25 protein-coding genes and 1 other RNA gene are annotated in these 24,740 nt (G+C 65.4%); 13 read left to right on the forward strand and 13 right to left on the reverse strand.

Annotation, left to right across the window (positions count from 1 at the left end):
- Nucleotides 1-21 precede the first annotated feature (21 nt).
- Both ACFORG_RS16915 and mgtE read right to left on the reverse strand, forming a co-directional pair.
- Nucleotides 22-579 (reverse strand): 5-formyltetrahydrofolate cyclo-ligase, encoded by a 558-nt coding sequence (locus ACFORG_RS16915; protein ID WP_386736712.1) that lies wholly within the window; start codon nucleotides 577-579, stop codon nucleotides 22-24.
- Entirely contained in the window at nucleotides 576-1,970 is a 1,395-nt protein-coding gene (gene mgtE / locus ACFORG_RS16920; protein ID WP_386736713.1) for a magnesium transporter, read from the reverse strand. Before mgtE ends, ACFORG_RS16915 begins: the two co-directional genes overlap by 4 nt.
- A gap of 152 nt (nucleotides 1,971-2,122) precedes the next feature.
- On the opposite strand from mgtE, the gene guaD reads away from it, so the two are divergent.
- Entirely contained in the window at nucleotides 2,123-3,415 is a 1,293-nt protein-coding gene (gene guaD / locus ACFORG_RS16925) for a guanine deaminase (protein ID WP_386736714.1), read from the forward strand.
- On the opposite strand, the gene ACFORG_RS16930 is transcribed toward guaD, so the two are convergent.
- The 3 genes from ACFORG_RS16930 to ACFORG_RS16940 all read right to left on the reverse strand — a co-directional run bounded on the left by ACFORG_RS16930 (nucleotide 3,412) and on the right by ACFORG_RS16940 (nucleotide 6,094).
- Nucleotides 3,412-4,746, reverse strand: a complete 1,335-nt coding sequence (locus ACFORG_RS16930) for an 8-oxoguanine deaminase (protein ID WP_386736715.1) — start codon at nucleotides 4,744-4,746, stop codon at nucleotides 3,412-3,414. The genes guaD and ACFORG_RS16930 overlap by 4 nt on opposite strands.
- Nucleotides 4,747-4,858: 112 nt before the next feature.
- Complete coding sequence (hisN, locus tag ACFORG_RS16935) at nucleotides 4,859-5,650, reverse strand: histidinol-phosphatase (RefSeq protein WP_386736716.1); 792 nt, start codon at nucleotides 5,648-5,650, stop codon at nucleotides 4,859-4,861.
- Nucleotides 5,651-5,722: 72 nt separating this feature from the next.
- Nucleotides 5,723-6,094, reverse strand: coding sequence for a helix-turn-helix domain-containing protein (locus ACFORG_RS16940; protein WP_386736717.1), 372 nt, complete (start codon nucleotides 6,092-6,094; stop codon nucleotides 5,723-5,725).
- A gap of 344 nt (nucleotides 6,095-6,438) precedes the next feature.
- Here ACFORG_RS16940 and ACFORG_RS16945 point away from each other — a divergent pair, with 344 nt between their 5' ends.
- Nucleotides 6,439-7,395 (forward strand): NADPH:quinone oxidoreductase family protein, encoded by a 957-nt coding sequence (locus ACFORG_RS16945; protein ID WP_386736718.1) that lies wholly within the window; start codon nucleotides 6,439-6,441, stop codon nucleotides 7,393-7,395.
- A 7-nt stretch (nucleotides 7,396-7,402) separates the two neighbouring features.
- Here the strand turns inward: ACFORG_RS16945 and ACFORG_RS16950 are convergent, their stop codons facing one another.
- Complete coding sequence (locus tag ACFORG_RS16950) at nucleotides 7,403-8,281, reverse strand: LysR family transcriptional regulator (RefSeq protein ID WP_386736719.1); 879 nt, start codon at nucleotides 8,279-8,281, stop codon at nucleotides 7,403-7,405.
- 126 nt (nucleotides 8,282-8,407) lie between these two features.
- Between ACFORG_RS16950 and ACFORG_RS16955 the strand changes: the two genes are divergently transcribed.
- Both ACFORG_RS16955 and ACFORG_RS16960 read left to right on the forward strand, forming a co-directional pair.
- Nucleotides 8,408-8,614, forward strand: a complete 207-nt coding sequence (locus ACFORG_RS16955) for a DUF1127 domain-containing protein (protein ID WP_386736720.1) — start codon at nucleotides 8,408-8,410, stop codon at nucleotides 8,612-8,614.
- A 165-nt stretch (nucleotides 8,615-8,779) separates the two neighbouring features.
- The gene (locus ACFORG_RS16960; RefSeq protein ID WP_386736721.1) at nucleotides 8,780-9,556 is read left to right on the forward strand and encodes a Bax inhibitor-1/YccA family protein; all 777 of its coding nucleotides are present in this window, start codon (nucleotides 8,780-8,782) and stop codon (nucleotides 9,554-9,556) included.
- 75 nt (nucleotides 9,557-9,631) lie between these two features.
- On the opposite strand, the gene ACFORG_RS16965 is transcribed toward ACFORG_RS16960, so the two are convergent.
- Nucleotides 9,632-10,162, reverse strand: coding sequence for a hypothetical protein (locus ACFORG_RS16965; protein ID WP_386736722.1), 531 nt, complete (start codon nucleotides 10,160-10,162; stop codon nucleotides 9,632-9,634).
- 125 nt (nucleotides 10,163-10,287) lie between these two features.
- Here ACFORG_RS16965 and ACFORG_RS16970 point away from each other — a divergent pair, with 125 nt between their 5' ends.
- Entirely contained in the window at nucleotides 10,288-10,752 is a 465-nt protein-coding gene (locus ACFORG_RS16970; RefSeq protein ID WP_386736723.1) for a GNAT family N-acetyltransferase, read from the forward strand.
- 84 nt (nucleotides 10,753-10,836) lie between these two features.
- On the opposite strand, the gene rpmG is transcribed toward ACFORG_RS16970, so the two are convergent.
- Together rpmG and rnpB are read right to left on the reverse strand one after the other, a co-directional pair.
- Nucleotides 10,837-11,004, reverse strand: a complete 168-nt coding sequence (gene rpmG / locus ACFORG_RS16975) for a 50S ribosomal protein L33 (RefSeq protein WP_010441901.1) — start codon at nucleotides 11,002-11,004, stop codon at nucleotides 10,837-10,839.
- A gap of 107 nt (nucleotides 11,005-11,111) precedes the next feature.
- An RNA gene (rnpB, locus tag ACFORG_RS16980) (RNase P RNA component class A) lies at nucleotides 11,112-11,506 on the reverse strand.
- A gap of 84 nt (nucleotides 11,507-11,590) precedes the next feature.
- Between rnpB and ACFORG_RS16985 the strand changes: the two genes are divergently transcribed.
- From ACFORG_RS16985 to ACFORG_RS17005, 5 genes are all read left to right on the forward strand, one after another.
- A complete protein-coding gene (locus ACFORG_RS16985) occupies nucleotides 11,591-12,403 on the forward strand; it encodes a TIGR00282 family metallophosphoesterase (RefSeq protein ID WP_386736724.1) in 813 nt (270 codons plus the stop codon).
- Nucleotides 12,400-13,329, forward strand: coding sequence for a DMT family transporter (locus tag ACFORG_RS16990; protein WP_386736725.1), 930 nt, complete (start codon nucleotides 12,400-12,402; stop codon nucleotides 13,327-13,329). The genes ACFORG_RS16985 and ACFORG_RS16990 overlap by 4 nt, the downstream gene beginning before the upstream one ends.
- Before the next feature lie 37 nt (nucleotides 13,330-13,366).
- On the forward strand, nucleotides 13,367-15,145 hold the full coding sequence (locus ACFORG_RS16995) for an SLC13 family permease (protein ID WP_386736726.1): 1,779 nt from the start codon (nucleotides 13,367-13,369) through the stop codon (nucleotides 15,143-15,145).
- A 71-nt stretch (nucleotides 15,146-15,216) separates the two neighbouring features.
- Complete coding sequence (locus tag ACFORG_RS17000) at nucleotides 15,217-15,945, forward strand: YbaY family lipoprotein (protein ID WP_386736727.1); 729 nt, start codon at nucleotides 15,217-15,219, stop codon at nucleotides 15,943-15,945.
- Nucleotides 15,946-16,006: 61 nt separating this feature from the next.
- Nucleotides 16,007-17,185: a TPM domain-containing protein gene (locus ACFORG_RS17005; protein ID WP_386736728.1), complete on the forward strand. Its 1,179-nt coding sequence runs from the start codon at nucleotides 16,007-16,009 to the stop codon at nucleotides 17,183-17,185.
- A gap of 3 nt (nucleotides 17,186-17,188) precedes the next feature.
- Here ACFORG_RS17005 and ACFORG_RS17010 read toward each other — a convergent pair whose 3' ends face one another.
- The 4 genes from ACFORG_RS17010 to ACFORG_RS17025 all read right to left on the reverse strand — a co-directional run bounded on the left by ACFORG_RS17010 (nucleotide 17,189) and on the right by ACFORG_RS17025 (nucleotide 22,319).
- Entirely contained in the window at nucleotides 17,189-18,850 is a 1,662-nt protein-coding gene (locus ACFORG_RS17010) for an FAD-binding dehydrogenase (protein WP_386736729.1), read from the reverse strand.
- Between the two features lie 12 nt (nucleotides 18,851-18,862).
- Nucleotides 18,863-19,720, reverse strand: coding sequence for a bile acid:sodium symporter family protein (locus ACFORG_RS17015; RefSeq protein ID WP_386736730.1), 858 nt, complete (start codon nucleotides 19,718-19,720; stop codon nucleotides 18,863-18,865).
- 88 nt (nucleotides 19,721-19,808) lie between these two features.
- A complete protein-coding gene (locus ACFORG_RS17020; protein WP_386736731.1) occupies nucleotides 19,809-20,543 on the reverse strand; it encodes a glutamine amidotransferase in 735 nt (244 codons plus the stop codon).
- Between the two features lie 3 nt (nucleotides 20,544-20,546).
- Nucleotides 20,547-22,319, reverse strand: coding sequence for an SLC13 family permease (locus tag ACFORG_RS17025; RefSeq protein WP_386736732.1), 1,773 nt, complete (start codon nucleotides 22,317-22,319; stop codon nucleotides 20,547-20,549).
- Between the two features lie 156 nt (nucleotides 22,320-22,475).
- Between ACFORG_RS17025 and ACFORG_RS17030 the strand changes: the two genes are divergently transcribed.
- From ACFORG_RS17030 to ACFORG_RS17040, 3 genes are all read left to right on the forward strand, one after another.
- A complete protein-coding gene (locus ACFORG_RS17030) occupies nucleotides 22,476-23,216 on the forward strand; it encodes a YebC/PmpR family DNA-binding transcriptional regulator (protein ID WP_386736733.1) in 741 nt (246 codons plus the stop codon).
- A gap of 127 nt (nucleotides 23,217-23,343) precedes the next feature.
- On the forward strand, nucleotides 23,344-24,087 hold the full coding sequence (locus tag ACFORG_RS17035; RefSeq protein ID WP_386736734.1) for an alpha/beta hydrolase: 744 nt from the start codon (nucleotides 23,344-23,346) through the stop codon (nucleotides 24,085-24,087).
- Nucleotides 24,088-24,108: 21 nt separating this feature from the next.
- Nucleotides 24,109-24,723 carry a hypothetical protein gene (locus tag ACFORG_RS17040; RefSeq protein WP_386737041.1) on the forward strand — a complete coding sequence of 205 codons (615 nt, stop codon included), beginning with the start codon at nucleotides 24,109-24,111 and terminating at the stop codon, nucleotides 24,721-24,723.
- The last annotated feature ends 17 nt before the right edge of the window (nucleotides 24,724-24,740 follow it).

The following is a 24,740-nucleotide window of genomic DNA, read 5'->3' on the forward strand; positions in this document are numbered from 1 at the left end:
TGCCGGGCACGTGCGAGACCGTCAGAAACTGAGCACCCGGCTTTCGGTGACGATCATGTCGAGCGGTTGATCCGTGGGTTCCAGCGGCAGGTCCGCGGCCTCTTGCGCGTCGAAGGCGAAGCCGATGGCCAAAGTGGCGCGGCGGGCGCGCAGTTGTTCGAGCGTGCGGTCGTAGAATCCGCCGCCATAGCCCAAGCGGTTGCCCTGCAGGTCGAAAGCCACGAGCGGGACAATCAGTAGCTCGGGGTCGAAGAAATCGTCATGCTCGGGTATCTGCGCGCCGAATGGGCCGTCGCGCAGCGGTGCGTCGGGCTCCCACCGGGAAAAGCGCAGCGGCTGGTCCTTGCCCATGATGACCGGCACGCCGACGGGGCCATACGCGGCAGCCTCGGCCATCGCGGGGCGGGGGTCGATCTCGGTCCGGATAGGAAGGAAGCCCGAGCTCGGCACGCCGCGATAGCCTGCAAGAACCTCGGACAGACGCCCCGCGGCACCGGGGATCTGCGCGTCGAACGCGGCCTTGCGTCGGGCGAAGGCAGCCTTGCGCGCGGCGGCCTTGATGTCGGCCAGCGCGGTCATAGCAGCACCATTGCGGCAAGCCCGAGGAAGGCGAAGAAGCCCACCACGTCGGTCACGGTCGTCACGAAGGTGCCCGAGGCCAGCGCCGGGTCCACGCCGACCCTGTCGAGGATGACCGGGATCACCGCGCCCGCAAGCCCCGCCACCACGAGGTTGATGACCATCGCCGTGCCGATCACGTAGCCCAGCGTCATGTCGCCGAACCACAGCACGCCTATGATGCCCATCACCAGCGCGAAGGCGAGGCCGTTGATGAGGCCCACCAGCGACTCGCGCCGGATCACCCGCAACACGTTGGAGCCGGTGAGGTCCTTGGTCGCGAGCGCGCGCACCGCGACGGTCAGGCTTTGCGTGCCGGCATTGCCGCCCATCGAGGCGACGATGGGCATCAGGACGGCGAGGGCCACGAACTGCGCGATGGTCTCGTCGAAGATCGAGATCACCAGCGAGGCGACAATGGCCGTCAGCAGGTTCACCGCCAGCCATGGAAAGCGGCGGCGCGTGGTGTTTATCACCGTGTCGGACAGCGAGCTTTCATCGTCCACGCCCGCAAGCAGCAGCATGTCGGATTCGTTTTCCTCGTCCATGACGATCATCGCGTCGTCGATGGTGATGACCCCGACAAGCCGCCCGTCGGCGTCGACGACCGGGGCCGAGATCAGGTGGTATTGGTTGAAGGCGTAGGCCACGTCCTCTTCATCCTGGTCGACCGGGATGATCTGGAACTCTTCCGACGCGATCTCGGACAGGGGGGTGCCGCGGGGCGAGGCCATGAGCCGGCCAAGCGCCACCTGTCCGACCGGATGCATGCGCGGGTCGACCAGCACGATGTGGTAGAACTGATAGGGCAGGTCGTCGGTGCCGCGCATATGGTCGATGGCGTGGCCCACCGTCCAGTGGTCGGGGGCCATCACCACCTCGCGCTGCATGAGGCGGCCGGCAGAGCTTTCTGGGTATGACAGCGCCTGCTGGATGGCGAGGCGGTCCGGCTCTTCTAGCGCGTCGAGGATCGCCTCCTGCTGGGGTTCCTCGAGATCTTCGAGCAGGTCGACAACGTCGTCGGATTCAAGGTCGCGCACCGCATCGGCCAGGGTCGAGGGGCTGAGCGCGGCGATCACCTCTTCGCGGATCGATTCGTCGAGTTCCGAGAGGATGTCGCCGTCGAATTCCTTGTCGTAGAGGCGCAGCAGGCGGCCCCGGTCAAAGGCGTTGACCTGTTCCAGAAGGTCGGCGATGTCGGCCGGGTGCAGCGGCTCCATCAGCTCGACGAGCTTGTCGCGGTTCTCGGTGTCGAGGGCGTAGAGGATCGAGGTGACCGTCTTGCGGTCGAGCACATAGGCCGCTTCGTCCCGCGAGGGGAGGGTGTCGGCCTGGAGTTCTGGCGAAGTCATGCTCCGGCCCCTTATTGTCGTGCGTTTCGTTTGCGCTCAAAATAGGAGAAGCACCTACCGGAAAACAATGACAATGGCAGAATTTACCGAAGCATCGGCGGTGCCTATCCTGCGCTGCGGAGCGAAGGGGCCGAAACGGGGAGCAATCGAATATGGCGGGTCACATTCTGAGCGGTCGGGTCCTGTCCTTTGCCGGCGATCCGTTCGAGGAGGGGCCGGGCGCGGCGCGGTTTCACGAGGCGGTGGCGGTCGCGGGGGGGCATGTCGCGGCGGTTGGTCCGCTGGCCGAACTGCGTGCGGCGCATCCACAGGCGCAGGTCGTCGATCACGGTGATCGGCTGATCCTTGCGGGCTTCGTCGATCCGCATGTGCATTACCCGCAGACGGCCATCATCGCGAGCTGGGGCAAGCGGCTGATCGACTGGCTGAACACCTATACCTTTCCCGAGGAGATGCGGTTCGGCGATGTCGAATATGCGGGTGAGATCGCCGCGCGCTACCTCGACCTGACGGCGGCGCACGGGACGACGACGATGTGCAGCTTCTGCACCATTCATCCCGAGAGCGTGGAGGCCTTTTTCACCGAGGCGCAGGCGCGGGGGCAGCGCGTGGTGGCGGGCAAGACCTGCATGGACCGCAACGCGCCCGAGGGACTGCGCGACACCCCGCAGGCCGCTTATGACCAGTCAAGGGCGCTGCTGGAGCGCTGGCACGGGGTGGACAGGCTGTCATACGCGATCACGCCGCGGTTCTCGCCGACCTCGACGCCCGAGCAGCTGGAGGCGCTGGGCGCGCTTTGGGCCGGCAATCCGGGTTGCCTGATGCAGACGCATCTGAGTGAACAGCTGGACGAGATCGAATGGGTCAAGGGGCTGTTCCCTCAGGCGCGCGATTACCTCGACACCTACGAGGCATTCGGGTTGCTGGGCGAAAGCGGGCTTTATGGTCATGCGATCCACCTGGAGCCGCGCGAACGCGACCGGCTGCGCGAGGTGGGTGCGGCGCTGGTGCATTGCCCGACCTCGAACACCTTCATCGGCTCGGGTCTGTTCGACATGGAGGGGTTGAAGGCCGCGGGGCACCGGATCGGGCTGGCGACGGATACCGGCGGCGGGTCGAGCTTTTCCATGCTGCGCACGATGGCGGCGGCCTACGAGGTGGGTCAGCTGCGCGGTCGCGCGCTGCATCCGGCGGAATTGCTGTGGCTGGCCACCGTGGGATCGGCGCGCAGCTTGCGGATGGATCACCTGATCGGCAATCTCGCGCCCGGGATGGAGGCCGATATCGTCGTTCTGGACCTTGCTTCGACCCCTGCCATCGCGCAGGCGGTGACGCGGGCCGAGGATCTGTGGCAGGCGGTGTTTCCGACGATCATGATGGGCGATGACCGCGCGGTGGCCGAGGTCTGGATTGGCGGCAGGCCGGTCGCGGGCGCGCGCCGCTAGGCCTGCAGCGCGCGGGCGAGGCGGTTCTGCGTCTCGATGGTGCGGGGCAGGTCGATCGTGATGATCTGACCGTCACGGACGATCTGGCGCCCCTCGACGAAGAGGTGGCGCACCGTGGTGGGGCCTGCGAGCAGGAGTGCCGCGGGGTCCCAGCTGCCGGCGCTGTGGATGCCGGTAACGTCCCAAAGCGCAATATCGGCGCGTTTGCCCGAGGCGAGACGGCCGCAATCGGGACGGCCGAGCGTGTCGGCCCCGCCGCGCGTCGCGATCTCGAGCGCCTCGCGGGCGGACATAGTGTCGGCACCGTTCGCCACCCTTTGCAGGAGCATGGCCTGCCGCGCCTCGGAGATCAGGTTTCCGCTGTCGTTCGAGGCGGAGCCGTCGACGCCGAGGCCGACCGTCACGCCAGCATCGCGCATAGCGCGGATCGGGGCGATGCCCGAGCCGAGCCGGCAGTTCGAGCAGGGGCAGTGCGCGACGCCGGTGCGGGTTCTGGCAAAGAGATCAATTTCTTGTCGGTCGAGCTTGACGCAATGGGCGTGCCAGACATCAGGGCCGGTCCAGCCGAGATCCTCGGCATATTGGCCGGGACGGCAGCCGAACTGCGCCTCGCTATAGGCGATATCCTCGTCATTCTCGGCAAGGTGGGTGTGCAGCATCACGCCCTTGTCGCGGGCCATCAGGGCGGTATCGCGCATCAGCTCGCGGCTGACCGAGAAGGGCGAACAGGGGGCGAGGCCCACGCGGATCATCGCGCCCTCGCGCGGGTCGTGGAACCGGTCGACCACGCGCGTCATGTCGGCGAGGATGCTGTCCTCTTTTTCGACAAGGGCGTCGGGGGGCAGGCCGCCCGCGCTTTCGCCGATGCTCATTGCGCCACGGGTGGGGTGGAAGCGCAGGCCAAGCTCCTGCGCGGCGTCGATCGTATCGTCGAGCCGTGCGCCGTTGGGGTAGAGATAGAGGTGATCCGAGGAGAGCGTGCAGCCCGACAGCGCCAGTTCCGCGAGGCCGATCAGGGCGGAAACGCGCATCTCTTCAGGGCCGAAGCGCGACCAGATCGGGTAGAGCGTCTTGAGCCAGCCGAAGAGCAGCGCATCCTGCCCGCCCGGCACCGCGCGGGTGAGCGTCTGGTAGAGGTGGTGATGTGTGTTCACGAGGCCGGGTGTGACGACGCAGCCGCTGGCCTCGACGATCTCTCCGCTCGTGCTCAGGCCATGGTCGATATCTGCGATCACGCCGTCGCGGATCAGCAGATCGGCACCGGACAATTCGCGGCGGTCGTCATCCATGGTGAGGATGGTATGGGCGTTTCGGATGAGGGTCTCGGGCATGTATGGGCACTCCGTCCGGTCCCGTTTCGGAGTGTCGCGGGCGCGGCGGAAAACGGGGAGAAGAACCGCAGCCGAGGAGCAGGGTAAGCCGCGCGCGGGCGCGGCGCAAGCGTCAGGCGTTGCGCAGCAGGTCGAGCGCGGCGGCGTGGATGGCCTGGTTGGCCGCGGCCAGTGCACGCCCGCCGTGATAGGCGGGACCGCCCTGCCAGTCGGTGACGATGCCGCCGGCGGCCTCGATCACGGCGATTGGTGCCTGGATGTCATAGGCGTTGAGCCCGGCCTCGATCACCAGATCGATCTGACCGGCGGCAAGCAGCCCGTAGGCGTAGCAATCCATCCCGTAGCGGGTCAGCTGCACCTTGTCGGCGACCGCGCGAAAGGCGGCGGCCTCGGTCGGGGTGCCGACTTCGGGGAAGGTGGTGAAGAGCACGGCCTGCGCAAGCGTTTCGGTCTTGCGCGTGACAAGCGGCATGGAGCCGTGCGGCCCGGTCAGGGTCCCGCCGGCACGGGTGCCGGTGAACCGCTCGCCGATATAGGGTTGGTCGATCACGCCCAGCATCGGGCCATCCGCATCGGACAGGGCGATCAGAACGCCCCAGGTGGGCGTGCCCGAGATGAAGGCGCGGGTGCCGTCGATCGGGTCGAGCACCCAGGTACGGCCCGAGTTTCCGGGGTGGAGGCCGAATTCCTCGCCATGGATGCCGTCATCGGGTCGATGTTCCGCGAGGATCGCGCGCATCGCCTCTTCGGCGGCTCGGTCGGCGATGGTGACGGGATCGAACCCGTCGGCCAGCTTGTTCGCGGTTTCCAGCCGGGTGCCGCGGAAATAGGGCAGGATCGCCGCGCGGGCGGCATCGGCCATCAGGTTGGCGACGGCGAGGTCGGAGTCATTGGCGACGGTCATGCGGGTGCGGTGCCACCGGGCGGTGCGAATTGCAAGCCTCTTGGCGGGATGCACACCCTGTCAGAAACGCTTTCAGGCGACGTCGCTCAATACGCGGGCCAGTTCGAACAGGCGACGGCGCTGGTTTTCCGGGATCGCGTAATACGATCGTACGAGGTCCAGAGCCTCTTTGTCGCCCATCAGGTCCGCCGGAACCGAGGGTTTTTCGGGTTCGGAGCGGTTGCCGTCGTCAAGCCCTTCGAAGAAGAAGCTGACGGGTACCTCGAGAGCCTCGGCGATGTCCCACAGGCGCGAGGCGCTGATCCGGTTCGCGCCGGTTTCGTATTTCTGAATCTGCTGGAACTTGATCCCGACCTGTTCGGCCAGTTGTTGCTGCGTCATTCCGGTCAGCCAGCGGCGATGACGAACGCGCTTTCCCACATGTACATCGACGGGATGGGCCATGGATGATCTCCCCTTTGCTCCACTGATACCCGTTCGGAACTGGTCACCGTCATCCGCGCGCGCCTTGAGGGTGGCGCGCCCGTTTAAACTGAATTAACCGCCATTTCTGTCCCCGAACCGCACCATGACGGTAAATATCACGGTTTTTGCAGATCAAATCAAGAAGGTTGAACCCGCTGGCAGGGCCAACAAGCCTTGGTTGCAGAACATGCCCGGCGCGGGTGTTCCGGCAGAAAAAGGCTTGCACGATGTTGGCCCAAGGCCGAGGAAACCCGTATGGTCGGGCTTGTCGGCCAAAGGCGATCTGGCTTGACAATCATTCAGGATTAGGGAGTTACGGGACGATGTTAGCGTTGAGAATCGCCGAGAGCGGGGCTGCGCCCGCCTTGCAGGACATTCCGCGCCCGGTGCCGGGACCCGGCCAGATTCTGGTCCGAAACCGGGCCTGCGGGCTGAATTTTGCCGATCTCCTGATGCAGAAAGGTACCTATCAGGACACCCCGAAACCCCCCTTTACCTTGGGTATGGAGGTGGCCGGAGAGGTGGTCGAGACGGGCGAAGGGGTGGAGAATCTCTCTCCCGGAGCGCGAATCGCCGTTTATTCCGGACAGGGTGGTCTGGCCGAGTACGGGGTGTTCGAAGCGGATCGTGCCGTGCCCTTGCCCGATGGGCTGAGCTATGAGCAGGGGGCGGCGCTGCCCATCGCCTATGGCACCACGCAACTGGCGCTGGACCATCGCGCCCGGTTGCAGCCGGGCGAGACCTTGCTGGTCACCGGGGCGGCGGGTGGCGTCGGTCTGACGGCGGTCGAGGTCGGCAAGCTGATGGGCGCGAAGGTGATCGCCCAGGCGCGCGGGTCCGAGAAGCTGGAGGTGGCTGCCCGCGCCGGTGCGGACCACCTGATCGACGCAGATGAGGACCTGCGCGCGCGGGTGCTGGAGCTGGGCGGTGCAGATGTCGTCTATGACGCGATCGGCGGCGACGTGTTCAAGGAAGCGTTCCGGGCCACCAATCCCGAGGGGCGGCTGTTGCCGATCGGGTTCGCCGGGGGCGCGGTGCCGCAGATCCCGGCCAATCACCTGCTGGTCAAGAACCTGACGGTGATCGGCGTCTATATCGGCGGCTACCTGAAGTTTCGGCCCGACATCCTGCGCGCGTGTTTCGCCACCGTGTTCGGCTGGGCCGCCGAGGGCCGCATCAGCCCGCATATCAGCCATTCCCTTCCCCTCGACCGCGCGGTCGAAGGGATGGAGCTGTTGCGGGCGCGAAAATCGACCGGGAAGGTCGTGATCACGATCTGAGCGCGCCTTACCCGGCGGCGCGCATGGGGCGTGCGTGCACAGGTGCGAAACCCTGGCGGATCAGGCCGGCCAGATCCTCGACATAGGGTGCGCGGGTGCGTTCGGCGCCGTAGAGGTTGATGTGCTGCACCGGCAGCTCGGGCAGGCTGTTGTCATGGTCGATGATTTCCTGATGGGCGGGTTGCGTGCCTTCGAGCAGAACGCCGACGGCGAGATCGGCGCTGACCGTCGCCTCGACGCTGCGGTCGGATTCGGAGTCCACGGCCATCTCCCATTCGATCCCGGCCGCGTCGAGCGCGGAGATGGCGGTCGCGCGGAAGATGCATTGCCGACAGAAACCCAGCCGCAACGGCCTTTGCCGCCAGACGGAACCGTCGCGCGCGCCGACCCAGCGTAGCGGCATTTCGTGCACGCATTCGCTGCCTTCAGCCGCGCCCGGTTCGGTGGTCAGGATCAGGTCGAACGCGCCGCGGCCGAATTCCTCTTTCAGGTGGCGGGTGTTGCTGGTGATCAGGGTCACGTTGACGCGTGGGTAGAGCGCGTTGAACCGCTGCAAGACGCGGGGAACGGCAGGGTAGACGATGTCATGCGGTACGCCGAGCACCACCTCGCCCTCGAACGCCTGGTCGGTGAGGCGCCCGATCACCTCGTCATTGAGCGCGACCATCCGCCGGGCATAGGCAAGGAGCTGTTCGCCCGACGGCGTGAGCGCGATGGTGCGTCCCGACCGGTCGAGCAGGTCGAGGCCCAGGAGGTCCTCGAGCCGCTTGAGCTGCATCGAGACCGCCGACTGCGTGAGGTGAAGAAAGCCCGCGGCGCGGGTGACGCCGCCATGGTCGGCGACCGCGACGAAAGAGCGCAAGGTGGTGATGTCGAGATTTCGCATTATCAACAATCCTGATGAACGGCATCATGAACATTCGTTTCACTAATGGATCACACCGCGCCATATAGTTCAAGGAAATTGATGAAGGCCACCAAAACATCACTCTACCTGAAAGGATGAACCGCCATGTCGATGTTGAGCACACAGATCCCGATGTCACGCCGCCGGCCTGGAATTGGCCGGATCGCCCGTTTTCTGTCGGTTTGGCGGCAGCGGCGCGCGCTTGAGCGTCTGGACGATGCGGCGCTGGAGGATATCGGCGTCAGCCGGGAAGCCGCCGAGGCCGAGGCCGCCCGCCCGTTCTGGGACGCGCCGGACACATGGCGGGACTGAGGGCCGGGTGCGCGCGCGAAACGCATGATGCGCAAAATTGTTGCATTCAGAATGCATGATACCGGTCGGAAACACTTGAATTGAGGCCGCGGCTTTCCGATATTTGAGCGGAGAGCCGCCGGGTTTCCCCCGTCGGCACAAGAAGCGTATGGATGGAGACCCTGAATGGCACAATTCGACACGGTCCGGACGGCGGCGGGCGCCCGCTCCGCCCAGATTGACGAGGGCCTGCGCGCCCATATGAACAAGGTCTACGGCACGATGTCCGTGGGCATGCTCATCACCTTTGCCGCAGCCTGGGCGATTTCGGGCCTTGCGGTGACGACCGACCCGTCGGCCGCGGCCGCTCAGTTCCGGGAAGGCCAGTACCTGACCCAGTTCGGTTATGCCGTCTATGCATCGCCGCTGAAATGGGTCGTGATGTTCGCGCCGCTGATCTTCGTCTTTGGCTTCAGCGCCGCCTTGAACCGCATGTCGGCAGCCGCCGCGCAGACGCTTTTCTATGCCTTTGCACTGGTCATGGGTATCTCGATCAGCTCGATCTTCCTGGTGTTTACCGGTGAATCGATCGCGCAGGTGTTCCTGATCACGGCCATCGCCTTTGCCGGTCTGTCGCTTTACGGCTACACGACCAAGAAGGATCTGTCCGGCATGGGCACCTTCCTGGTGATGGGTCTGATCGGCCTGATCGTCGCATCGATCGTGAACATCTTCATCGCCTCGTCGGCAATGGCCTTCGCGATCTCGGTGATCGGCGTTCTGATCTTTGCCGGCCTGACCGCCTATGACACGCAGCGCATCAAGAGCGAGTATGTCCAGTTCGCCACGCATGGCGACCAGGAATGGCTGAGCAAGGCCGCCATCATGGGCGCGCTGAGCCTCTACCTCAACTTCATCAACATGTTCATGTTCTTGCTGCAGTTGTTCGGCAGCCGCGAGTAACGCGCAGGTCAGAGAAACAAGAAAAGGCGGGTCCGGTCGGGCCCGCCTTTTTCGTTGGTGCGGTAGGTTGTTCTATCAGCGGCAGTTCAGTGGCACGGCAAGGCCGCCATTGCGTGCGCTGCCGGCGCGATAGGTCTGGCCCACGGCAAGGCAGCCGGTCAGGCGTGGGACCGCCGCGGCAAACGCGGCCTCGGAGCCGTCGCCGACCTCGGTCGTCTCACCCTCGGGGCTGCGCAGGACGGCGAACAACACGTTGTTGGCCTGAACGTTCGACAGCATCAGCGTCCGGTTCATGCCGCCGACCTCGACAGCGGTGAGGGGCGTGCGCCCGCCCGCCGAGATCGCCGCGGCGGCAAGGTCGGACATGTCGGACGCGTCAACCTGCACCCGGATCGTCGGGCGGGTGGCCAGCGCGGCTGGAATGTTGACCCCGCGGGTCACGGACACGGCAGAGGGCGCATCGGCGATGGTGCGCGGTTCGCCGTCGATCCCGGTAAAGCCGACGCCTTCGGTGTGAAAGATCGTCTCGCAGGCGGGCAAGATCGCAAGGGCGAGGGCGGAGAGAAGCAGTTTTCGCATATCGGTCAGGGTCTTCTGTGGCAGCATGCGTCAGCCTAAGCGCAGGGCAGGCCTTGTGGCAAGAAGCGATGGAGCAAGATGTCTTTCCATGCTGTGCAGGAGGGTATAGCACCGCGCCGGTGATGAATACGTAACGTACGGGATGCTGGCGAATGACCCCCACCCATTTCCTTGCGCCCTATGACACGGCTGACAAACCAGCCTGCCTTGGCGTTTTCGACAGCAATGTGCCGGTATTCTTCGGCGCCGAGGAACGGGAGGAGTTCGCGGGTTTTCTCGATCATCTGCCCGGACCCTATGTCGTGATGAGGGGGCAGGGAGGCGCCGTTTTGGGCTGCGGAGGATATGCGGCGTCGCGCCATGATGCCAATGTCGCGGTGTTGTGCTGGGGTATGGTCGACCGGTCCGCCCAAACCCAGCAGCTGGGTCGCAGCCTGCTGCTGCACCGTTTGTCGCGGATCAAGGCGGAGCCTGCGTTTCATAAGGTGTCGATCGAGACGAGCCCCGAAAGCAGCGGATTTTTCCACAGGTTCGGGTTCGACGCGGTCGAGCGGGTCAAGGACGGCTTTGCCCCCGGGCGCGACATGGTCCGGATGCTGAAGCACCTGCAGCGCTGAGGCCCGCGGCCGAGGGCAACAAAAAACGCCCGCGCATCGATATGCGTGGGCGTTCGTTTTCCTGGGTCCGGGGACCGGGCAAGATTACTTGATCTTGCCTTCCTTGTACTCGACGTGCTTGCGCGCGACCGGGTCGTATTTCCGGATGGTCATCTTTTCGGTCATCGTCCGCGCGTTTTTCTTGGTCACGTAGAAGTGGCCCGTGCCCGCGGTCGAGTTCAGACGGATCTTGATTGTCGTCGGCTTCGCCATGGTTATCTCCTGCGTCCGAAAAGGCAGGGGCCTTTCGGTTGAAATCGTATGAGCGTGCGCTTTTACCTTTCCGCGCACCCGAGTCAAGTGGGACCTGCGGGAAATCTGCGCGCGGAGAGCCTGTAAGCCGGATTCTGTCCCGGGGGCGAACCCCCTTGGATGACCATTCCTCTGGGCCGTGCATTGCTGCACGGCTCAAGCTGCCAACCCGATCCCTCTCGGCCAAGGCGCACCTAGCGGCGGTATCGGTTGCCCGACCGGCCCGCGCGGGGATCCTATTCGGCATTGCTCCCGGTGGGGCTTGCCGTGCCGCCGCTGTTGCCAGCCGCGCGGTGGGCTCTTACCCCACCGTTTCACCCTTGCCCTGCCGTGACAGGGCGGTCTGTTTTCTGTGGCGCTTTCCGTCGGGTTTCCCCGCCCGGGCGTTACCCGGCACCGTTGCCTTGTGGAGTCCGGACTTTCCTCGCGGGGGAGACCCCCACGCGGCCATCCAGCCCTCCGCGCCTGTCGCAGCTATGCGTCGCGGGGCGCGCGGTCAAGCCTTTTGGGCTTGCCGGGGGACGCGGCCGCGCCTAGGACCATGGGCATGAAGATTTTGTTTCTGGGTGACGTGATGGGCCGTGCCGGGCGCGCGGCGGTGGTCGAACACCTGCCACGGCTGCGGGCCGAGTGGCGGCTGGATTTCGTCGTGGTCAATGGCGAGAACGCGTCGAACGGGATGGGCCTGAAGGCCGATCACGCCAAGCTGCTGCTGGATGCGGGGGCGGATTGCCTGACGCTGGGCGATCACGCTTTCGACCAGAAGGACATGATGCAGTTCATCGAGACCGAGTCGCGCATCGTGCGGCCGATCAACTATGCCAAGGGCGCGCCGGGGCGGGGGCACCGCCTGTTCACCGCGCCGGGCGGGCGCAAGGTTCTGGTTGCGCAGGTGTTGGGCCAGGTATTCATGAAGCGCCCCTACGACGATCCGTTCTCGGCCATCGAGCCGGTTCTCAAGACCTTTCCGCGCGGCGGGCAGGCGCAGGCGGTGATCGTGGACATGCATTGCGAGGCGACATCGGAAAAGATGGCGATGGGGCATTTCTGTGACGGGCGGGCGAGCCTTGTCGTTGGGACGCATACCCATGTGCCGACGGCCGACACGCAGATCCTGCCCGGGCAGACCGCGTTCCAGAGCGATGCGGGCATGTGCGGCGATTACGATTCGGTCATCGGGATGGACAAGGCCGAGCCGATGCGCCGGTTCATCACCGGGATGACCAAGGACCGGTTTACCCCCGCGATGGGTGAGGCCACGCTGTCGGGTGTATATGTCGAAACCGACGACCGCAGCGGCGTGGCCAAGCGCGTCCGGATGATCCGCGTCGGCGGACGGCTGGAACAGGCGGGGCCGTGACCCGGCGGGAACTGGCCTTTTATTCCGGCATTCTCGTGGTGCTGGGCATGGGCTGGGGGGTGACGCAGCCGCTGACGAAGATCGCGGTGAGCACGGGCTATCAGCCGCTTGGGCTGATCTTTTGGCAACTGGTGATCGGTGCTGCGGCGATGGCGGCGGTGTCACTTGCGACGGGTCGTGGCTTTCCCATGACGTGGCCCGCTTTCGCGGCCTGCGCGGTGATCGCGCTGGTGGGGACGCTGATTCCCAATTCGGCAGGGTACAAGGCCATCGCGCATCTGCCGGCAGGGGTGATGTCGATCCTGATCTCGCTGGTGCCGATGATGGCCTTTCCGATCGCGCTGGTACTGGGGCTGGAGCGGTTCAGCACGCGGCGGCTGGTCGGGTTGATGGCCGGGCTGGCGGGCGTTCTGATCCTGGTGCTGCCCGAGGCGAGCCTGCCGGAACGTGCGATGCTGGCCTGGATCCCGCTCGCGCTGGTCGGGCCGGCCTGCTACGCGTTCGAGGGCAATTACGTCGCGCGCTGGGGCACCGGGGGGCTTGATGCGATACAGGTGCTGTTCGGCGCCTCGGTGCTGGGGGCGGCGATCGCACTGCCGGTTACGCTGGGCGCGGGGCAATTCATCTCGCCGGTCCGCGTGTGGCAGGCGCCGGAATGGGCCTTTGTCGCCTCATCGGTGATTCATGCCGCCGTCTATTGCGGGTATGTCTGGCTGGTGGCGAAGGCGGGGCCGGTCTTTGCCGCGCAGGTCAGCTATGTTGTGACCGTCTCGGGCGTGTTCTGGTCACTGGTGCTGCTGGGCGAGCGCTACTCTCCGTACATCTGGGCGGCGCTGTGTCTTGTCCTTTTGGGCGTGTTCCTTGTGCAACCCCGGTCGCAGGACGGGCTTGCAGAGGGCGAAACGATAAAGGACACTGTCCGATAGGCCGTTTCCTGCCCCATTCGAGGTCGCGCGAATCTTCATGCAATTGTTTTCCCTGACGGATACCGGCAGCGCGATGCTGACGCTGTTCATCGTCGCCGTCATGTTCGTGATGTTCCTGCGCGAGATCTATCCGACCGAGGTGGTGGCGCTTGCCGGTGTGGCGCTGATGCTGGTCACCGGGGTTCTGCCCTACCGTGAAGGGCTGGAGGTTCTGTCGAACCCGGCGCCCTGGACCATCGCCGCGATGTTCCTGATCATGGGGGCGCTGGTGCGGACCGGGGCGTTGGACGCCTTTACCTCGCTGGCGCAGCGCAAGGCGCAATCCAACCCGCGGATCGCGCTGGGCCTGCTGATGGGCTTCGTGGTTCTGGCCTCGGCGGTGGTGTCGAACACGCCCGTCGTCGTCGTGATGATCCCCGTCTTCATCCAGATCGCGCGCACCATGGAAATTCCGTCTTCCAAGCTGCTGATCCCGCTCAGCTATGCTGCGATCATGGGGGGCACGCTGACGCTGATCGGAACCTCGACCAACCTGCTGGTCGATGGTGTGGCGCGGGCGCAGGGGCTGGCGCCGTTCACCATTTTCGAGGTGACGCCGCTGGGCATCGCGGTGGTGGCCTGGGGCATGATCTATCTGCGCTTCATCGGTCCCTACCTGCTGCCCAAGCGCGACAGCATGGCCGAGATGCTGACCGACCGGTCGCGCATGAAGTTCTTTACCGAAGCCGTCATCCCGCCGGAAAGCAACCTGGTCGGTCGTGAGGTCGAAGGCGTTCAACTGTTCAAGCGGCCGGGCGTGCGGTTGATCGACGTGGTGCGCGGCGATGCCTCGCTTCGGCGGAATCTGAAGGGGGTCAAGCTGGAGGTCGGTGACCGGGTGGTCCTGCGCACGCAGATGACCGAACTGCTGAGCCTGCAGCGCAACAAGGAACTCAAGCGGGTCGATCAGGTCTCGGCGGTCGAGACCAGGACGGTCGAGGTGCTGATTACGCCGGGCTGCCGGATGGTGGGCAAGAGCCTGGGCGTGCTGCGCCTGCGGCGGCGTTACGGCGTTTACGTGCTGGCCGCGCACCGGCGGAACCAGAATATCGGCCGGCAGTTGGACGAGCTGGTAGTGCAGGTGGGCGATACGCTGCTGCTGGAGGGGGCGCCGGAGGATATCCAGCGGCTGGCCGCCGATATGGACGTGGTCGATGTCTCGCAGCCGTCGGCGCGGGGGTTCCGCCGGGGACATGCACCGGTTGCCATTGCCGCGCTTCTGGGCATCGTGGTGCTGGCGGCGCTGGGAGTGGCGCCGATCCTTGCGCTGTCGATCATCGCGGTTGCGGTGGTTCTGATCACCCGCTGCATCGATGCCGACGAGGCGTTCGGCTTTGTCGACGGGCGTCTTCTGACCCTGATCTTTTCCATGCTGGCGGTGGGCAAGGCGCTGGAAGCGTCGGGCGCGGTGGAGTTGATCGTGAACGCGGTTGCACCGGGGCTGGCGATGCTGCCGCCCTTCCTCGTGGTTTGGGCGGTCTACCTGTTGACCTCGATCCTGACCGAGCTTGTGTCGAATAACGCGGTCGCCGTGGTGGTGACACCCATCGCCATCGGTCTGGCGCAGGCAATGGGGATCGACCCGCGCCCATTGGTGGTGGCGGTGATGGTCGCGGCCTCGGCCAGCTTTGCGACGCCGATCGGGTACCAGACCAACATGCTGGTCTATGGTCCGGGGGGCTACAAGTTCACCGACTTCATGCGCGTGGGCATCCCGCTGAATCTGACGGTGGGCATGCTGGCATCGGCGCTTATTCCGCTGATCTGGCCGCTCTGAGCGGAATGGTCTTGATCCATGACCGGCGGGGGCCGATCTTGGTTTCAGGACATACGAAAGGAGCAGGACTAATGAAGCGAATGATCCTGGCAGGCGCCATGATGATGGCCGCAGCAGGAGGGGCCATGGCCGGCACAGTCGAAGGAACCGCGAGCTATCGTGAACGGATCGCCGTGCTGCCGGGGTCGGTTCTGGAGGTTCAGTTGCTGGATGTTTCCCGCGCGGATGCCAAGGCCGATGTGCTGTCGTCGCGCCGCTATGCGCTCAAGGGCGTGCCGGCGGGGTTCGAGTTGCCTTATGACGATGCGCTGATCGACGAGCGGATGCGATACGTCCTGCGCGCAACGATCAGCCGCGAAGGACGGCTGATGTTCACCACCGACCGGGCCTATCCGGTGCTGACGCAGGGGGCTGGCAACAGCGCCGACCTGATGCTGGTCAAGGTGTCGAGCCCGGCGCCGATCACGCTGCCGGGTACCGCGTGGATCATGGAAGAGATGGGGGATGCCGAGTTGCTGGAAGACCGCTTGCCCGAGATCACCTTTGGCGAGGGGGGCGAGTTCGCCGGTACCGGCGGCTGCAACCGGATGCGCGGCATGGCCGAGATCGGCGATGGCACGCTGGCCTTTCCCGACGCGATTGCCGCGACGATGATGGCCTGCGCCGAAGAGGTCGAGGCGCAGGAGCGTGCCTTCATGGATCGGCTGGCCCTTGTCGAAGGCTACGAGGTGACGACCGGTGCGCTGGTGCTGACCGATGGCGCGGGCGAGGCGCTGATGCGGTTCCGGCCGATGAACTGAGACGGGATGGCGCAAGCCGCCCGTGCCGGTTAGCCTGCCCTCGAATGATGGGGACGGGCGAATGACGAAACGGGATCTCGAGATCGCGCTGGCCGTGGTCTTTGCCGTCGTGGTGACGGGGTGGCTGATCGGGTTTGCCGTGGGCTGGGCAACAAGGCCCGATACCGTGGTGGAGACCGTCGCGCCCGAAGGCCCGCCAGAACGGGCCGTTGCACCGCAGGACGGGCCGGTGGATGGCGCAGGTGGCGTCAGCTATCCGGGTTACGAAGAGATCCACGTCAACGATTATGCCGACCTGCTGAGAGAGGCGGCCGAAGATCGCGTCCGGCAGGATCTGAAGGATCTTTATGACCGGACCGGCATCGAGATGACGGTGCTGACCCTCTCCAACATGGCGGCCTATGGCCATGATGGCCCGATCGAACCCTTTGCCACGGGGTTGTTCAACGCGTGGGGCATCGGGCACGCGGTACGAAATGATGGCGTGCTTGTCCTTGTCGTCGTGGATGACCGGCACATGCGGATCGAGATCGGCGCCGGTTATGACCAGAGTTGGGATGCGCGGATGCAACGCGTGATCGATGACGGTTTCCTGCCCCATTTCCGCAACGAGAAGTACGAGCGGGGCATCGAAACCGGGGTCGAGGAGACGATCCACGAATTGACGGGCAGGTATCCGGGGGAAGATGAGATCGGCACCGCCGCGCGCGGCTGGGCGTGGATCCTGCGGCAGCTGCGCAAGGCGGGCGATTGGATCTGGTCGCTGCTGCTGATCCCGCTGGGCGGCGCGGCGCTGGGGCTGCGGCATTATCTGCGGGTACGGCCGAGACCCTGTCCGCACTGTCGCGTCCTGATGGCCCGCATGGGCGAGGCCGCCGATGACGAGCATCTGGATGGTGGTCAGCGGCTGGAGGAATACCTGCAATCGGTCGATTACGATGTCTGGGCCTGCGCGGATTGCGACCACAAGGAGATCATCCGCTATCCCAGCCTGTTCTCGGCGCATGGGACCTGCCCGCGTTGCGATTACCGGACGCTGGCGAGCGAAAGCACGACGCTGGAGGCGGCTACGACTTCGAGCAGCGGGCGCAAGCGGGTCGATTACCACTGCCAGCAATGCGATTACGAAGATAGCGAGATCCGGACGATCCCGCGCAAATCCTCGGGCGGGTCCGGTGGTTCGGGCGGCTCTTTCGGTGGCGGGTCGTCCTCGGGCGGGGGCGCGTCGGGCAGCTGGTAGGCGCTAGGCGATTGCCCGTGAGCGGCCAGCGTTGCGGCCCGAGAAGATGCAGCCGCCAAGGAAGGTACCTTCGAGCGCGTTGTAGCCGTGATAGCCACCGCCGCCGAAGCCTGCGACCTCGCCCGCCGCGAAGAGGCCGGGCACCACCTGCCCGTCGGCGCCGATCATCTGGCTGTCGAGATTGGTCTGCAACCCGCCCAGCGTCTTGCGGGTGAGGATATGCAGCTTGACCGCGATCAACGGGCCATTCGCGGGATCGAGGAACCGGTGCGGTTTGGCGGTGCGGATCAGCCTGTCGCCGCGATAGTTGCGGGCGGCGTTGATCGCCATGATCTGCGCGTCCTTGGCGAAGGGGTTGTCGACCTGGGCATCGCGCGCTTCGATCTGCGCGCGGATTTGACCCTCGTCCAGCAGGCCGCCGCCCAGCTGGTTCATGCCGCGGACAAGATCGCCAAGCGTTTTGGCGACCACGAAATCCTCGCCACGTTCCTTGAAGGCTTCGACCGGGGCGGTTGCCTTTTCGCCGGACAGGATGCGCTGGCGGATCACCTCGCCCCATTTCTTGGAGGTGAAATCTGGGTTCTGTTCCGAACCCGAGAGCGCGAATTCCTTCTTGATGATCTTCTGGGTCAGGATGAACCAGCTGTAGTCGTAACCTGTCGCGAGTATCTCGCGCAGGGTGGACAGCGTGTCGAAGCCCGGCAGGCAGGGCGGGGCAAGCCGGTTGCCGGTGGCGTCGAACCACATCGAGGAGGGCCCCGGCAGGATGCGGATGCCATGGGCGGGCCAGATCGGGTTCCAGTTCTTCACGCCTTCGGTGTAATGCCACATCCGGTCGCCGTTGATCACATGGCCGCCGGCCTTTTCGCTGATCGGGATCATGCGGCCATCGACGTGGAAGGGGACACCCGCGACCATCTCGGCGGGTGGTTCGCCCAACCGGTCGCGCGGCCAGTTGCGGCGCACCATCTCGAAATTGCCGCCGATCCCGCCCGAGGTCACGATGACCGACGGGGCGTAGGCCTCGAATTCGCCGATCTCGTCGCGGTTCGTCTTGGCGCCCTGTTCGGCCTCATCGTCGGCCAGGACCTCGCCCGAAACGCCCTTGGCGCTGCCGTTCTGCATGATGATATGGCTGACCTGATGGCGAAAGCGCAGCTCGATCCGACCTTGCGCCTGATGCTCGCGGACGCGGCGGATGAAATGTTCCAGCACGCCCGGCCCGGTGCCCCAGGTGATGTGAAAGCGCGGGACGGAATTGCCGTGACCATCGGCATATGAGCCGCCGCGCTCGGCCCAGCCTACGACCGGGAACCAGCGCAGGCCCATCTCGTAAAGCCACGGGCGCATCTCGCCGGCGGCGAACTCGACATAGGCCTCGGCCCATTTGCGGGGCCAGTCGTCCTCGTCGCGGTCGAACTGGGCGCTGCCCATCCAGTCGCGCAGGGCCAGATCGGCGCTGTCGCGGATGCCCATGCGGCGTTGTTCGGGGGTGTCGACCATGAACAGCCCGCCCAGCGACCAATGCGCCTGACCGCCGAGGAAATGCTCGGGTTCCTGATCGACGATGATCACCCGCTTGCCCCGGTCGCCCAGTTCGGCTGCGGCGGCGAGGCCGGCAAGGCCAGCGCCCACGATGATGGCGTCTGCTGTGTTGGTGGTCATGTGTCGGCCTCTCTAGCGGCTGCGGAACCACAGGATGAAGGGGAGGGAGACGAGGTACATGGTGATGCCATAAACCGCCGAGGGCAAGGCCAGTTCGCTGAACCCGCTGGTCGTTCCGGTGATCAGCGCGGCGAGCGTGATGCCCAGGGTGGAGTTCTGTATCCCCGTCTCGATAGAGATGGTCTTGGTCTCGTTCCATGTCAGGCGCGCAGCCCGTGCAAGGCCCAGCCCGATGAGCAGCAGCGCGAGGTTGAGCGCGACGAGACCGCCGCCCATGACGCCGAGATTATCGACGAACAGCTGCCAGTTTCCAGCAAGCGCCGCCAGCACGATCAGGGCGAAAAGCCCGGCTGCGATGCGCGACAGTGGCGCGTCGATCCGGTTGGCCAGGCTGGGGCGCAGGCGGCGCAGCGCGACGCCCGCCAAGACCGGAAGCGTGGTGATGAGAAACATCGCGATGGCGAGGCCCGAGACCGAGACCTCGGGCGCGGCCTCGCCCAGAAAATGCGCGACGGCCCAGGCGGCGAGGATCGGAACGGTCAGGATCGACAGCAGGCTGACCACCGCCGTCAGTGTCACCGAAAGGGCCACGTCGCCGCGTGCGAATTTCGACAGGATGTTCGAGGTCACTCCGCCCGGGCAGAAGGACAAAAGCATGAAGCCGACCGCGATTTCGGGCGGCAGGGCCAATGCGATGACCAGAAGGAAGGTCGTGACCGGCAGCAGCGCGACCTGTGCCAGCGCGCCGATGGCGAATGGCAGGCGGCGGGAGAGGACGCGGCGGAAATCGCCGAAATCCAGCCCCACGCCCAGCGAGAACATGATGATGGCCAGCGCCAGCGGCAGCACCACCCCGATCAGGAAATCCAACGACCGCTCCTCCCACAGATTGCCGTTTGCGCCAGCCTAGGGGCGGCGGGGCGTGTCAGGCAAGGTTGCCGCAGGGGCAGGGTGTGTTTTAGCCGTATCGCTGGACGAAGCGGCGCAGGATTTCGCCCGGTTGGGTCACCTCGGCGGAATGGCAGAGCGCGATCAGCGCCTCGGCATCCTCGGGCGGGAAATAGCCGTGATTGCGATAGATGCGGATACGCGCCTCGAAATCGGCGGCGTCGGCCTCGGGGTGGAATTGCGTGGCATAGACGTTGCGGCCCCAGCGGATCATCTGAAAGGGGCAGGGGCCGGACGAAACAAGGTGGGTGCAGCCGGGCGGAAGTTGCTGCACGGCCTCCTTGTGGCCGACGAAGGCGTCGAAAACCGGATCCAGCCCGGCGGTCAGCGGATCCTCGCTACCTTCGGGGGTTAGGGTACAGGTCGAAGGGCCGACCGGTTCGCCATAGCGCGCCTTGCTCATCTCGCCGCCGAGATGTGCAGTAAGGATGCCCAGCCCATAGCAGCAGCCCATGTAGGGATGATCGCGGGCGGTGATCTGCGGCATCAGCGAGAGGATCGCGCCTTCGATCCGCGCCTCGAGCGGGGGTTTGGTTTCGGGCGCGTCGCTGACGCAGCCGGGGCCGCCGCCCACGATGACACCGGCATAATCGGTCACGTCCAGCCCCTCGGGCAGCGGGTCGCGATCCAGCCGGATCCGGTGTGTGTGTTCGGCCGAGAGGCCGGAGCGCGCCAGGATCGAGGCGAACTCGGCATCGCTGGCGTCGGTTTCGGGGCGCAGTTGCAGGATGAGAAAGGGTTTCATGCGTCAGAGCGGCCAGAAGGTCAGGATGGCGGGAATGGACACGGCGATCACGATGATCTCAAGCGGTAGGCCCATGCGCCAGTAATCGCCGAAACGGTATCCGCCGGGGCCCAGAACCAGCGTGTTGTTCTTGTGCCCGATCGGGGTAAGGAAGGCGGCAGAAGCCGCGACAGCGACCGCCATCAGGAAAGGGTCGGGCGAGACGTCGAGCGTGCGGGCCATCTGGATCCCGACCGGCGCGGCCACGATGGCGGTGGCGGTGTTGTTCAGCACGTCCGACAGCGTCATCGTCACCACCATCAGCACGGTCAGGATGGCCCATGCGGGCAGACCGTCGGTCAGGGTGATGAGGGAGCCGGCGATCAGTTCGGTGCCGCCCGATGCCTCGAGCGCGGCGCCGAGCGGGATCATAGAGCCGAGCAGGACCACGACGGGCCACTCGATGTGATCGTACAGCCCCTGAAGCGGCAGGATGCCGGTCAGCACATAGCCCACCACGACGATGCCGAGCGCGATGGGCAGGTAGAGAAGGCCGACACTGGCCGCCAGCACGGCCGCGGCGAAAAGGCCGATAGCCAGCCAGACCTTCTCGTTCGCGGTAACGGCAAGACCGCGTTCGGCCAGCGGCAGGCATCCAAGCCAGTCGGCTACGTCGGCGGCCCGGTCACGCGGACACAGCAGGAGGAGCAGGTCGCCCGGTTCCACCTCGGTCCTGCGGACCTGCTGGGTGATGCGGCGGCCCTGGCGGGCGATCCCCATCAGGATCGTGTTCTGTCGCCATAGCAGGCCAATGCCCTGCGCCGTGCGGCCGACGATGGCGGCTTCCTGCGGGACGACCACCTCGATCACTTCCAGCCCCTCGCCTGCGGCGGACAGCCTGTCCTCGCGATCGGCATCCGAGAAATCGAGCGAGAGCGCCGCGCGAAACTCGTCCAACGCCTCGGGCGTGGCCTCGAGTACCAGCACGTCTCCGGCACGTAAGAGGGTGTTGCGCGCGCGGCCGTAGAGACGCTTGCCATTGCGGGCAAGGCCGAGGATTGCGGTGTCGGACTGTTCGGCGGCGGCGTCGAACTCGGCAAGGCGCTTGCCTATATGCTCGGACTCTTCGGGCACCGTCAGCTCGGCGATGTAATGGGCATAGGTCTCGTGGTGGTTCGACGCCTCGTCGCGGACGGGAATCAGGCGGTAACCGATCAGGGCGACGAAGATCAGCCCGGCAATCGCGGCGGCGCCGCCCACTGGCGCGAAGTCAAACATCGAGAAAGGCGCGCCAAGCGTATCCTCGCGGATCGTGGCGATGATGATGTTGGGCGGCGTGCCGATCAGAGTGACCATCCCGCCGAGGATCGTGGCGAAGCTCAGCGGCATGAGGCTGAGCCCCGGCACCCGGCCGGCCTTGCGCGCGGTCTGGATGTCCACGGGCATCAGCAGCGCCAGGGCGGCGACGTTGTTCATGAAGGCCGAGAGCACGGCACCCACACCCCCCAGAAGCGCGATATGCGCACCCAACGCGCGCGAGGAATCAACCAGCGTTCGCGTGATCAGCATCACCGCGCCGGAGCGCACCAGGCCTGCCGACACGACCAGCACCAGCGCCACCACAAGTGTCGCGGGGTGGCCGAACCCGGCAAATGCGGCGTCGGTTTCCACAACACCCAGCACCACCCCCGCCAGAAGTGCACCGAAGGCTACGATATCGTATCGCCAGCGCCCCCAGAGGAGCAATGCGAAGACGAGGGCAAACAGGGTGAAGAGGATGATCTGGTCACTGGTCATTGCGGCACGCTATAGCGGGGTCGTGACGGTGTCACCGGGCAAAATCGTTGACGCGCTGGGACAGCGGACACAGCGGCCCGTCTTGCGCCGGACGCCTTCATTTCCTAAAGAAGACGCCAGATTTTCCACGACTTCCCGAAGAAGGACGAACAAGGCATGGCCGGCCATTCCAAATGGGCAAACATCCAGCACCGCAAGGGCCGTCAGGACGCCGCGCGGTCCAAGCTGTTTTCCAAGCTGTCGAAAGAGATCACCGTCGCCGCCAAGATGGGCGACCCCGACCCCGAGAAGAACCCGCGTCTGCGCCTGGCGGTGAAGGAAGCCAAGTCGCAATCCGTACCCAAGGACGTGATCGAGCGCGCGATCAAGAAGTCGCAGGGCGGCGACAGCGAGGATTACGAGGAAATCCGGTACGAGGGCTATGGCCCGAACGGCGTTGCGGTGATCGTCGAGGCGATGACCGACAACCGCAACCGGACCGCGTCGAACGTGCGTTCGACCTTTTCCAAGAACGGCGGCAACCTGGGTGAGACCGGCTCGGTCGGATTCATGTTCGAACGCAAGGGCGAGGTCGTCTATCCCGCATCGGTGGGCGATGCCGATACCGTTTTCGAAGCAGCCATCGAAGCGGGCGCCGAGGATGTCGAAAGCTCCGACGACGGGCACATCATCTATTGCGCGGATACCGACTTGAACGAGGTGTCGAGCGTGCTGGAGGAGCAGCTGGGCGAGTCGGAATCGACCAAGCTGGTCTGGAAACCGACCACCACGACCGAGTTGGACCTCGACGCGATGCAGAAGCTGATGAAGCTGATCGAAGCGTTGGAGGATGATGACGACGTGCAGCGCGTCACCACCAATTTCGATGCCTCGGACGAGGTCATGGCCCAGCTTTGAGGTGCGCGGGGGCCAAGCGTCCCGGGCATTTCGTGCATTGATGAAAGCCCCGGCCCTTTGGGTGCCGGGTGATTGCGGAGCGTCGCCTGCCGCGCCATGATGCGCGCGAGGCGACGGAGGGGGTTTCATGGCGGCGACGCAGTTTCTGGACACGGCCCAAGGGCGGCGGCTGGCCTATCACAAGACCGAAGGGGATGGCCCCTGCATCGTCTTTCTCGGCGGACTGAAATCCGACATGGAAGGTACCAAGGCGGTGCACCTCGAAGCCTGGGCACAGGCGCAGGGCCGTGCCTTTCTGCGATTCGACTATTCCGGGCATGGCGAAAGCTTGGGCCGGTTCGAGGAGGGATGCATCGGCGATTGGCACGAGGATGTGCTCGCGGCGCTCGATGCGCTGACCGACGGGCCGCTGGTGGTCGTGGGCTCGTCCATGGGCGGCTGGCAGGCGCTGTTGCTTGCAAGGGCGCGGCCGGAGCGGATCGCCGGGATGGTGACCATCGCGGCGGCGCCGGATTTCACCGAGGACGGCTGGTGGGCCGGGTTCGACGCCGTGCAGAGAGAGACGCTGGAACGCGAAGGACAGGTCGAGCTGCCATCCGATTACATGGAGCCCTACATCGTCACCCGGCGCATGATCGAGGATGGCCGAAAGCGGCTGGTGTTGCGCGAACCGCTGCGGCTGCCCTTTCCGGTACGGTGCCTGCAGGGCACGGCGGACACGGCTGTCAGCACGCAGACCGCGCTGCGGCTGCTGGAGCACGCGGAATGCGGCGACATGCGGCTGTTGCTGGTCAAGGATGCCGATCACCGCTTTTCTGACGGGCCGTGCCTTGGCCTGATCGAGCAGGCGGTTCTGGACGTTCTGGGCTGAGCCATGCGCCGGCCGCGCAGCATGTGGAGTCTCGAGACGCTGGGCCGGGTGCGGCTGTCGCGGCATTTCTACATGCGCGAGTTCCTGTATTCCGAGATCGGCAATTTCCACCGTATACAGAACATTCCGGACGATCCCGAACTTGCCATCGAGACGGGGCGCGCCTTTTGCGAAACACTGCTCGACCCGTTGCAGGAGACGTTTGGCCGCGTGGCGGTGCGCTCTGGCTATCGCTCGCCGGAGTTGAACCGGTTCGGCAACGAAAATGGCCTGAACTGCGCCCGGAATGATCATCCGCTGGAATGTCACATATGGGACATGGGGCGCGGCGATGCACGGATCGCGGGTGCCTCGATCGTCATCCCGTGGTTTGCGGATCGTTATGCAGAAGGGCGCGACTGGCGTGACCTTGCGTGGTGGATGCATGATCACCTCGACTATTCCGAGATCTGGTTCTTTCCCAAGCTTTGCGCCTTCAACATCTCTTGGCGTCCGGTGCCGCAGCGGCGGATCGACAGTTACATCGCGCCGCGCGGATGCCTGCTGAATCCTGGCGCGGTACCCGCGGAAACCCAGGAGGCGCGCCGCGCGCGATACGCGGATTTCCCGCCGTTCCGCGGGATCGCCTATCCCTGAGCGGCCCCTTGCAGGGG

The sequence above is a fragment of the Lutimaribacter marinistellae genome, from assembly GCF_042648365.1.
In the GTDB taxonomy this organism is placed as follows: Bacteria; Pseudomonadota; Alphaproteobacteria; order Rhodobacterales; family Rhodobacteraceae; genus Lutimaribacter_A; species Lutimaribacter_A marinistellae.

What these genes read in the sequence shown, in the direction of transcription:
- ACFORG_RS16955 (WP_386736720.1), top strand. Translation starts at nt 8,408, where the DNA reads ATGTCGATGTTGAGCACACAGATCCCGATGTCACGCCGCCGGCCTGGA.
- mgtE (WP_386736713.1), bottom strand. Translation starts at nt 1,970, where the DNA reads ATGACTTCGCCAGAACTCCAGGCCGACACCCTCCCCTCGCGGGACGAA.
- ACFORG_RS16930 (WP_386736715.1), bottom strand. Translation starts at nt 4,746, where the DNA reads ATGCCCGAGACCCTCATCCGAAACGCCCATACCATCCTCACCATGGAT.
- ACFORG_RS16915 (WP_386736712.1), bottom strand. Translation starts at nt 579, where the DNA reads ATGACCGCGCTGGCCGACATCAAGGCCGCCGCGCGCAAGGCTGCCTTC.
- ACFORG_RS16940 (WP_386736717.1), bottom strand. Translation starts at nt 6,094, where the DNA reads ATGGCCCATCCCGTCGATGTACATGTGGGAAAGCGCGTTCGTCATCGC.
- ACFORG_RS16960 (WP_386736721.1), top strand. Translation starts at nt 8,780, where the DNA reads ATGGCACAATTCGACACGGTCCGGACGGCGGCGGGCGCCCGCTCCGCC.
- ACFORG_RS17035 (WP_386736734.1), top strand. Translation starts at nt 23,344, where the DNA reads ATGGCGGCGACGCAGTTTCTGGACACGGCCCAAGGGCGGCGGCTGGCC.
- ACFORG_RS17025 (WP_386736732.1), bottom strand. Translation starts at nt 22,319, where the DNA reads ATGACCAGTGACCAGATCATCCTCTTCACCCTGTTTGCCCTCGTCTTC.
- ACFORG_RS17005 (WP_386736728.1), top strand. Translation starts at nt 16,007, where the DNA reads ATGACGAAACGGGATCTCGAGATCGCGCTGGCCGTGGTCTTTGCCGTC.
- ACFORG_RS16985 (WP_386736724.1), top strand. Translation starts at nt 11,591, where the DNA reads ATGAAGATTTTGTTTCTGGGTGACGTGATGGGCCGTGCCGGGCGCGCG.
- ACFORG_RS16965 (WP_386736722.1), bottom strand. Translation starts at nt 10,162, where the DNA reads ATGCTGCCACAGAAGACCCTGACCGATATGCGAAAACTGCTTCTCTCC.
- ACFORG_RS17030 (WP_386736733.1), top strand. Translation starts at nt 22,476, where the DNA reads ATGGCCGGCCATTCCAAATGGGCAAACATCCAGCACCGCAAGGGCCGT.
- ACFORG_RS16970 (WP_386736723.1), top strand. Translation starts at nt 10,288, where the DNA reads ATGACCCCCACCCATTTCCTTGCGCCCTATGACACGGCTGACAAACCA.
- ACFORG_RS17040 (WP_386737041.1), top strand. Translation starts at nt 24,109, where the DNA reads ATGTGGAGTCTCGAGACGCTGGGCCGGGTGCGGCTGTCGCGGCATTTC.
- ACFORG_RS17000 (WP_386736727.1), top strand. Translation starts at nt 15,217, where the DNA reads ATGAAGCGAATGATCCTGGCAGGCGCCATGATGATGGCCGCAGCAGGA.
- guaD (WP_386736714.1), top strand. Translation starts at nt 2,123, where the DNA reads ATGGCGGGTCACATTCTGAGCGGTCGGGTCCTGTCCTTTGCCGGCGAT.
- ACFORG_RS16950 (WP_386736719.1), bottom strand. Translation starts at nt 8,281, where the DNA reads ATGCGAAATCTCGACATCACCACCTTGCGCTCTTTCGTCGCGGTCGCC.
- hisN (WP_386736716.1), bottom strand. Translation starts at nt 5,650, where the DNA reads ATGACCGTCGCCAATGACTCCGACCTCGCCGTCGCCAACCTGATGGCC.
- ACFORG_RS16945 (WP_386736718.1), top strand. Translation starts at nt 6,439, where the DNA reads ATGTTAGCGTTGAGAATCGCCGAGAGCGGGGCTGCGCCCGCCTTGCAG.
- rpmG (WP_010441901.1), bottom strand. Translation starts at nt 11,004, where the DNA reads ATGGCGAAGCCGACGACAATCAAGATCCGTCTGAACTCGACCGCGGGC.
- ACFORG_RS17010 (WP_386736729.1), bottom strand. Translation starts at nt 18,850, where the DNA reads ATGACCACCAACACAGCAGACGCCATCATCGTGGGCGCTGGCCTTGCC.
- ACFORG_RS17020 (WP_386736731.1), bottom strand. Translation starts at nt 20,543, where the DNA reads ATGAAACCCTTTCTCATCCTGCAACTGCGCCCCGAAACCGACGCCAGC.
- ACFORG_RS16995 (WP_386736726.1), top strand. Translation starts at nt 13,367, where the DNA reads ATGCAATTGTTTTCCCTGACGGATACCGGCAGCGCGATGCTGACGCTG.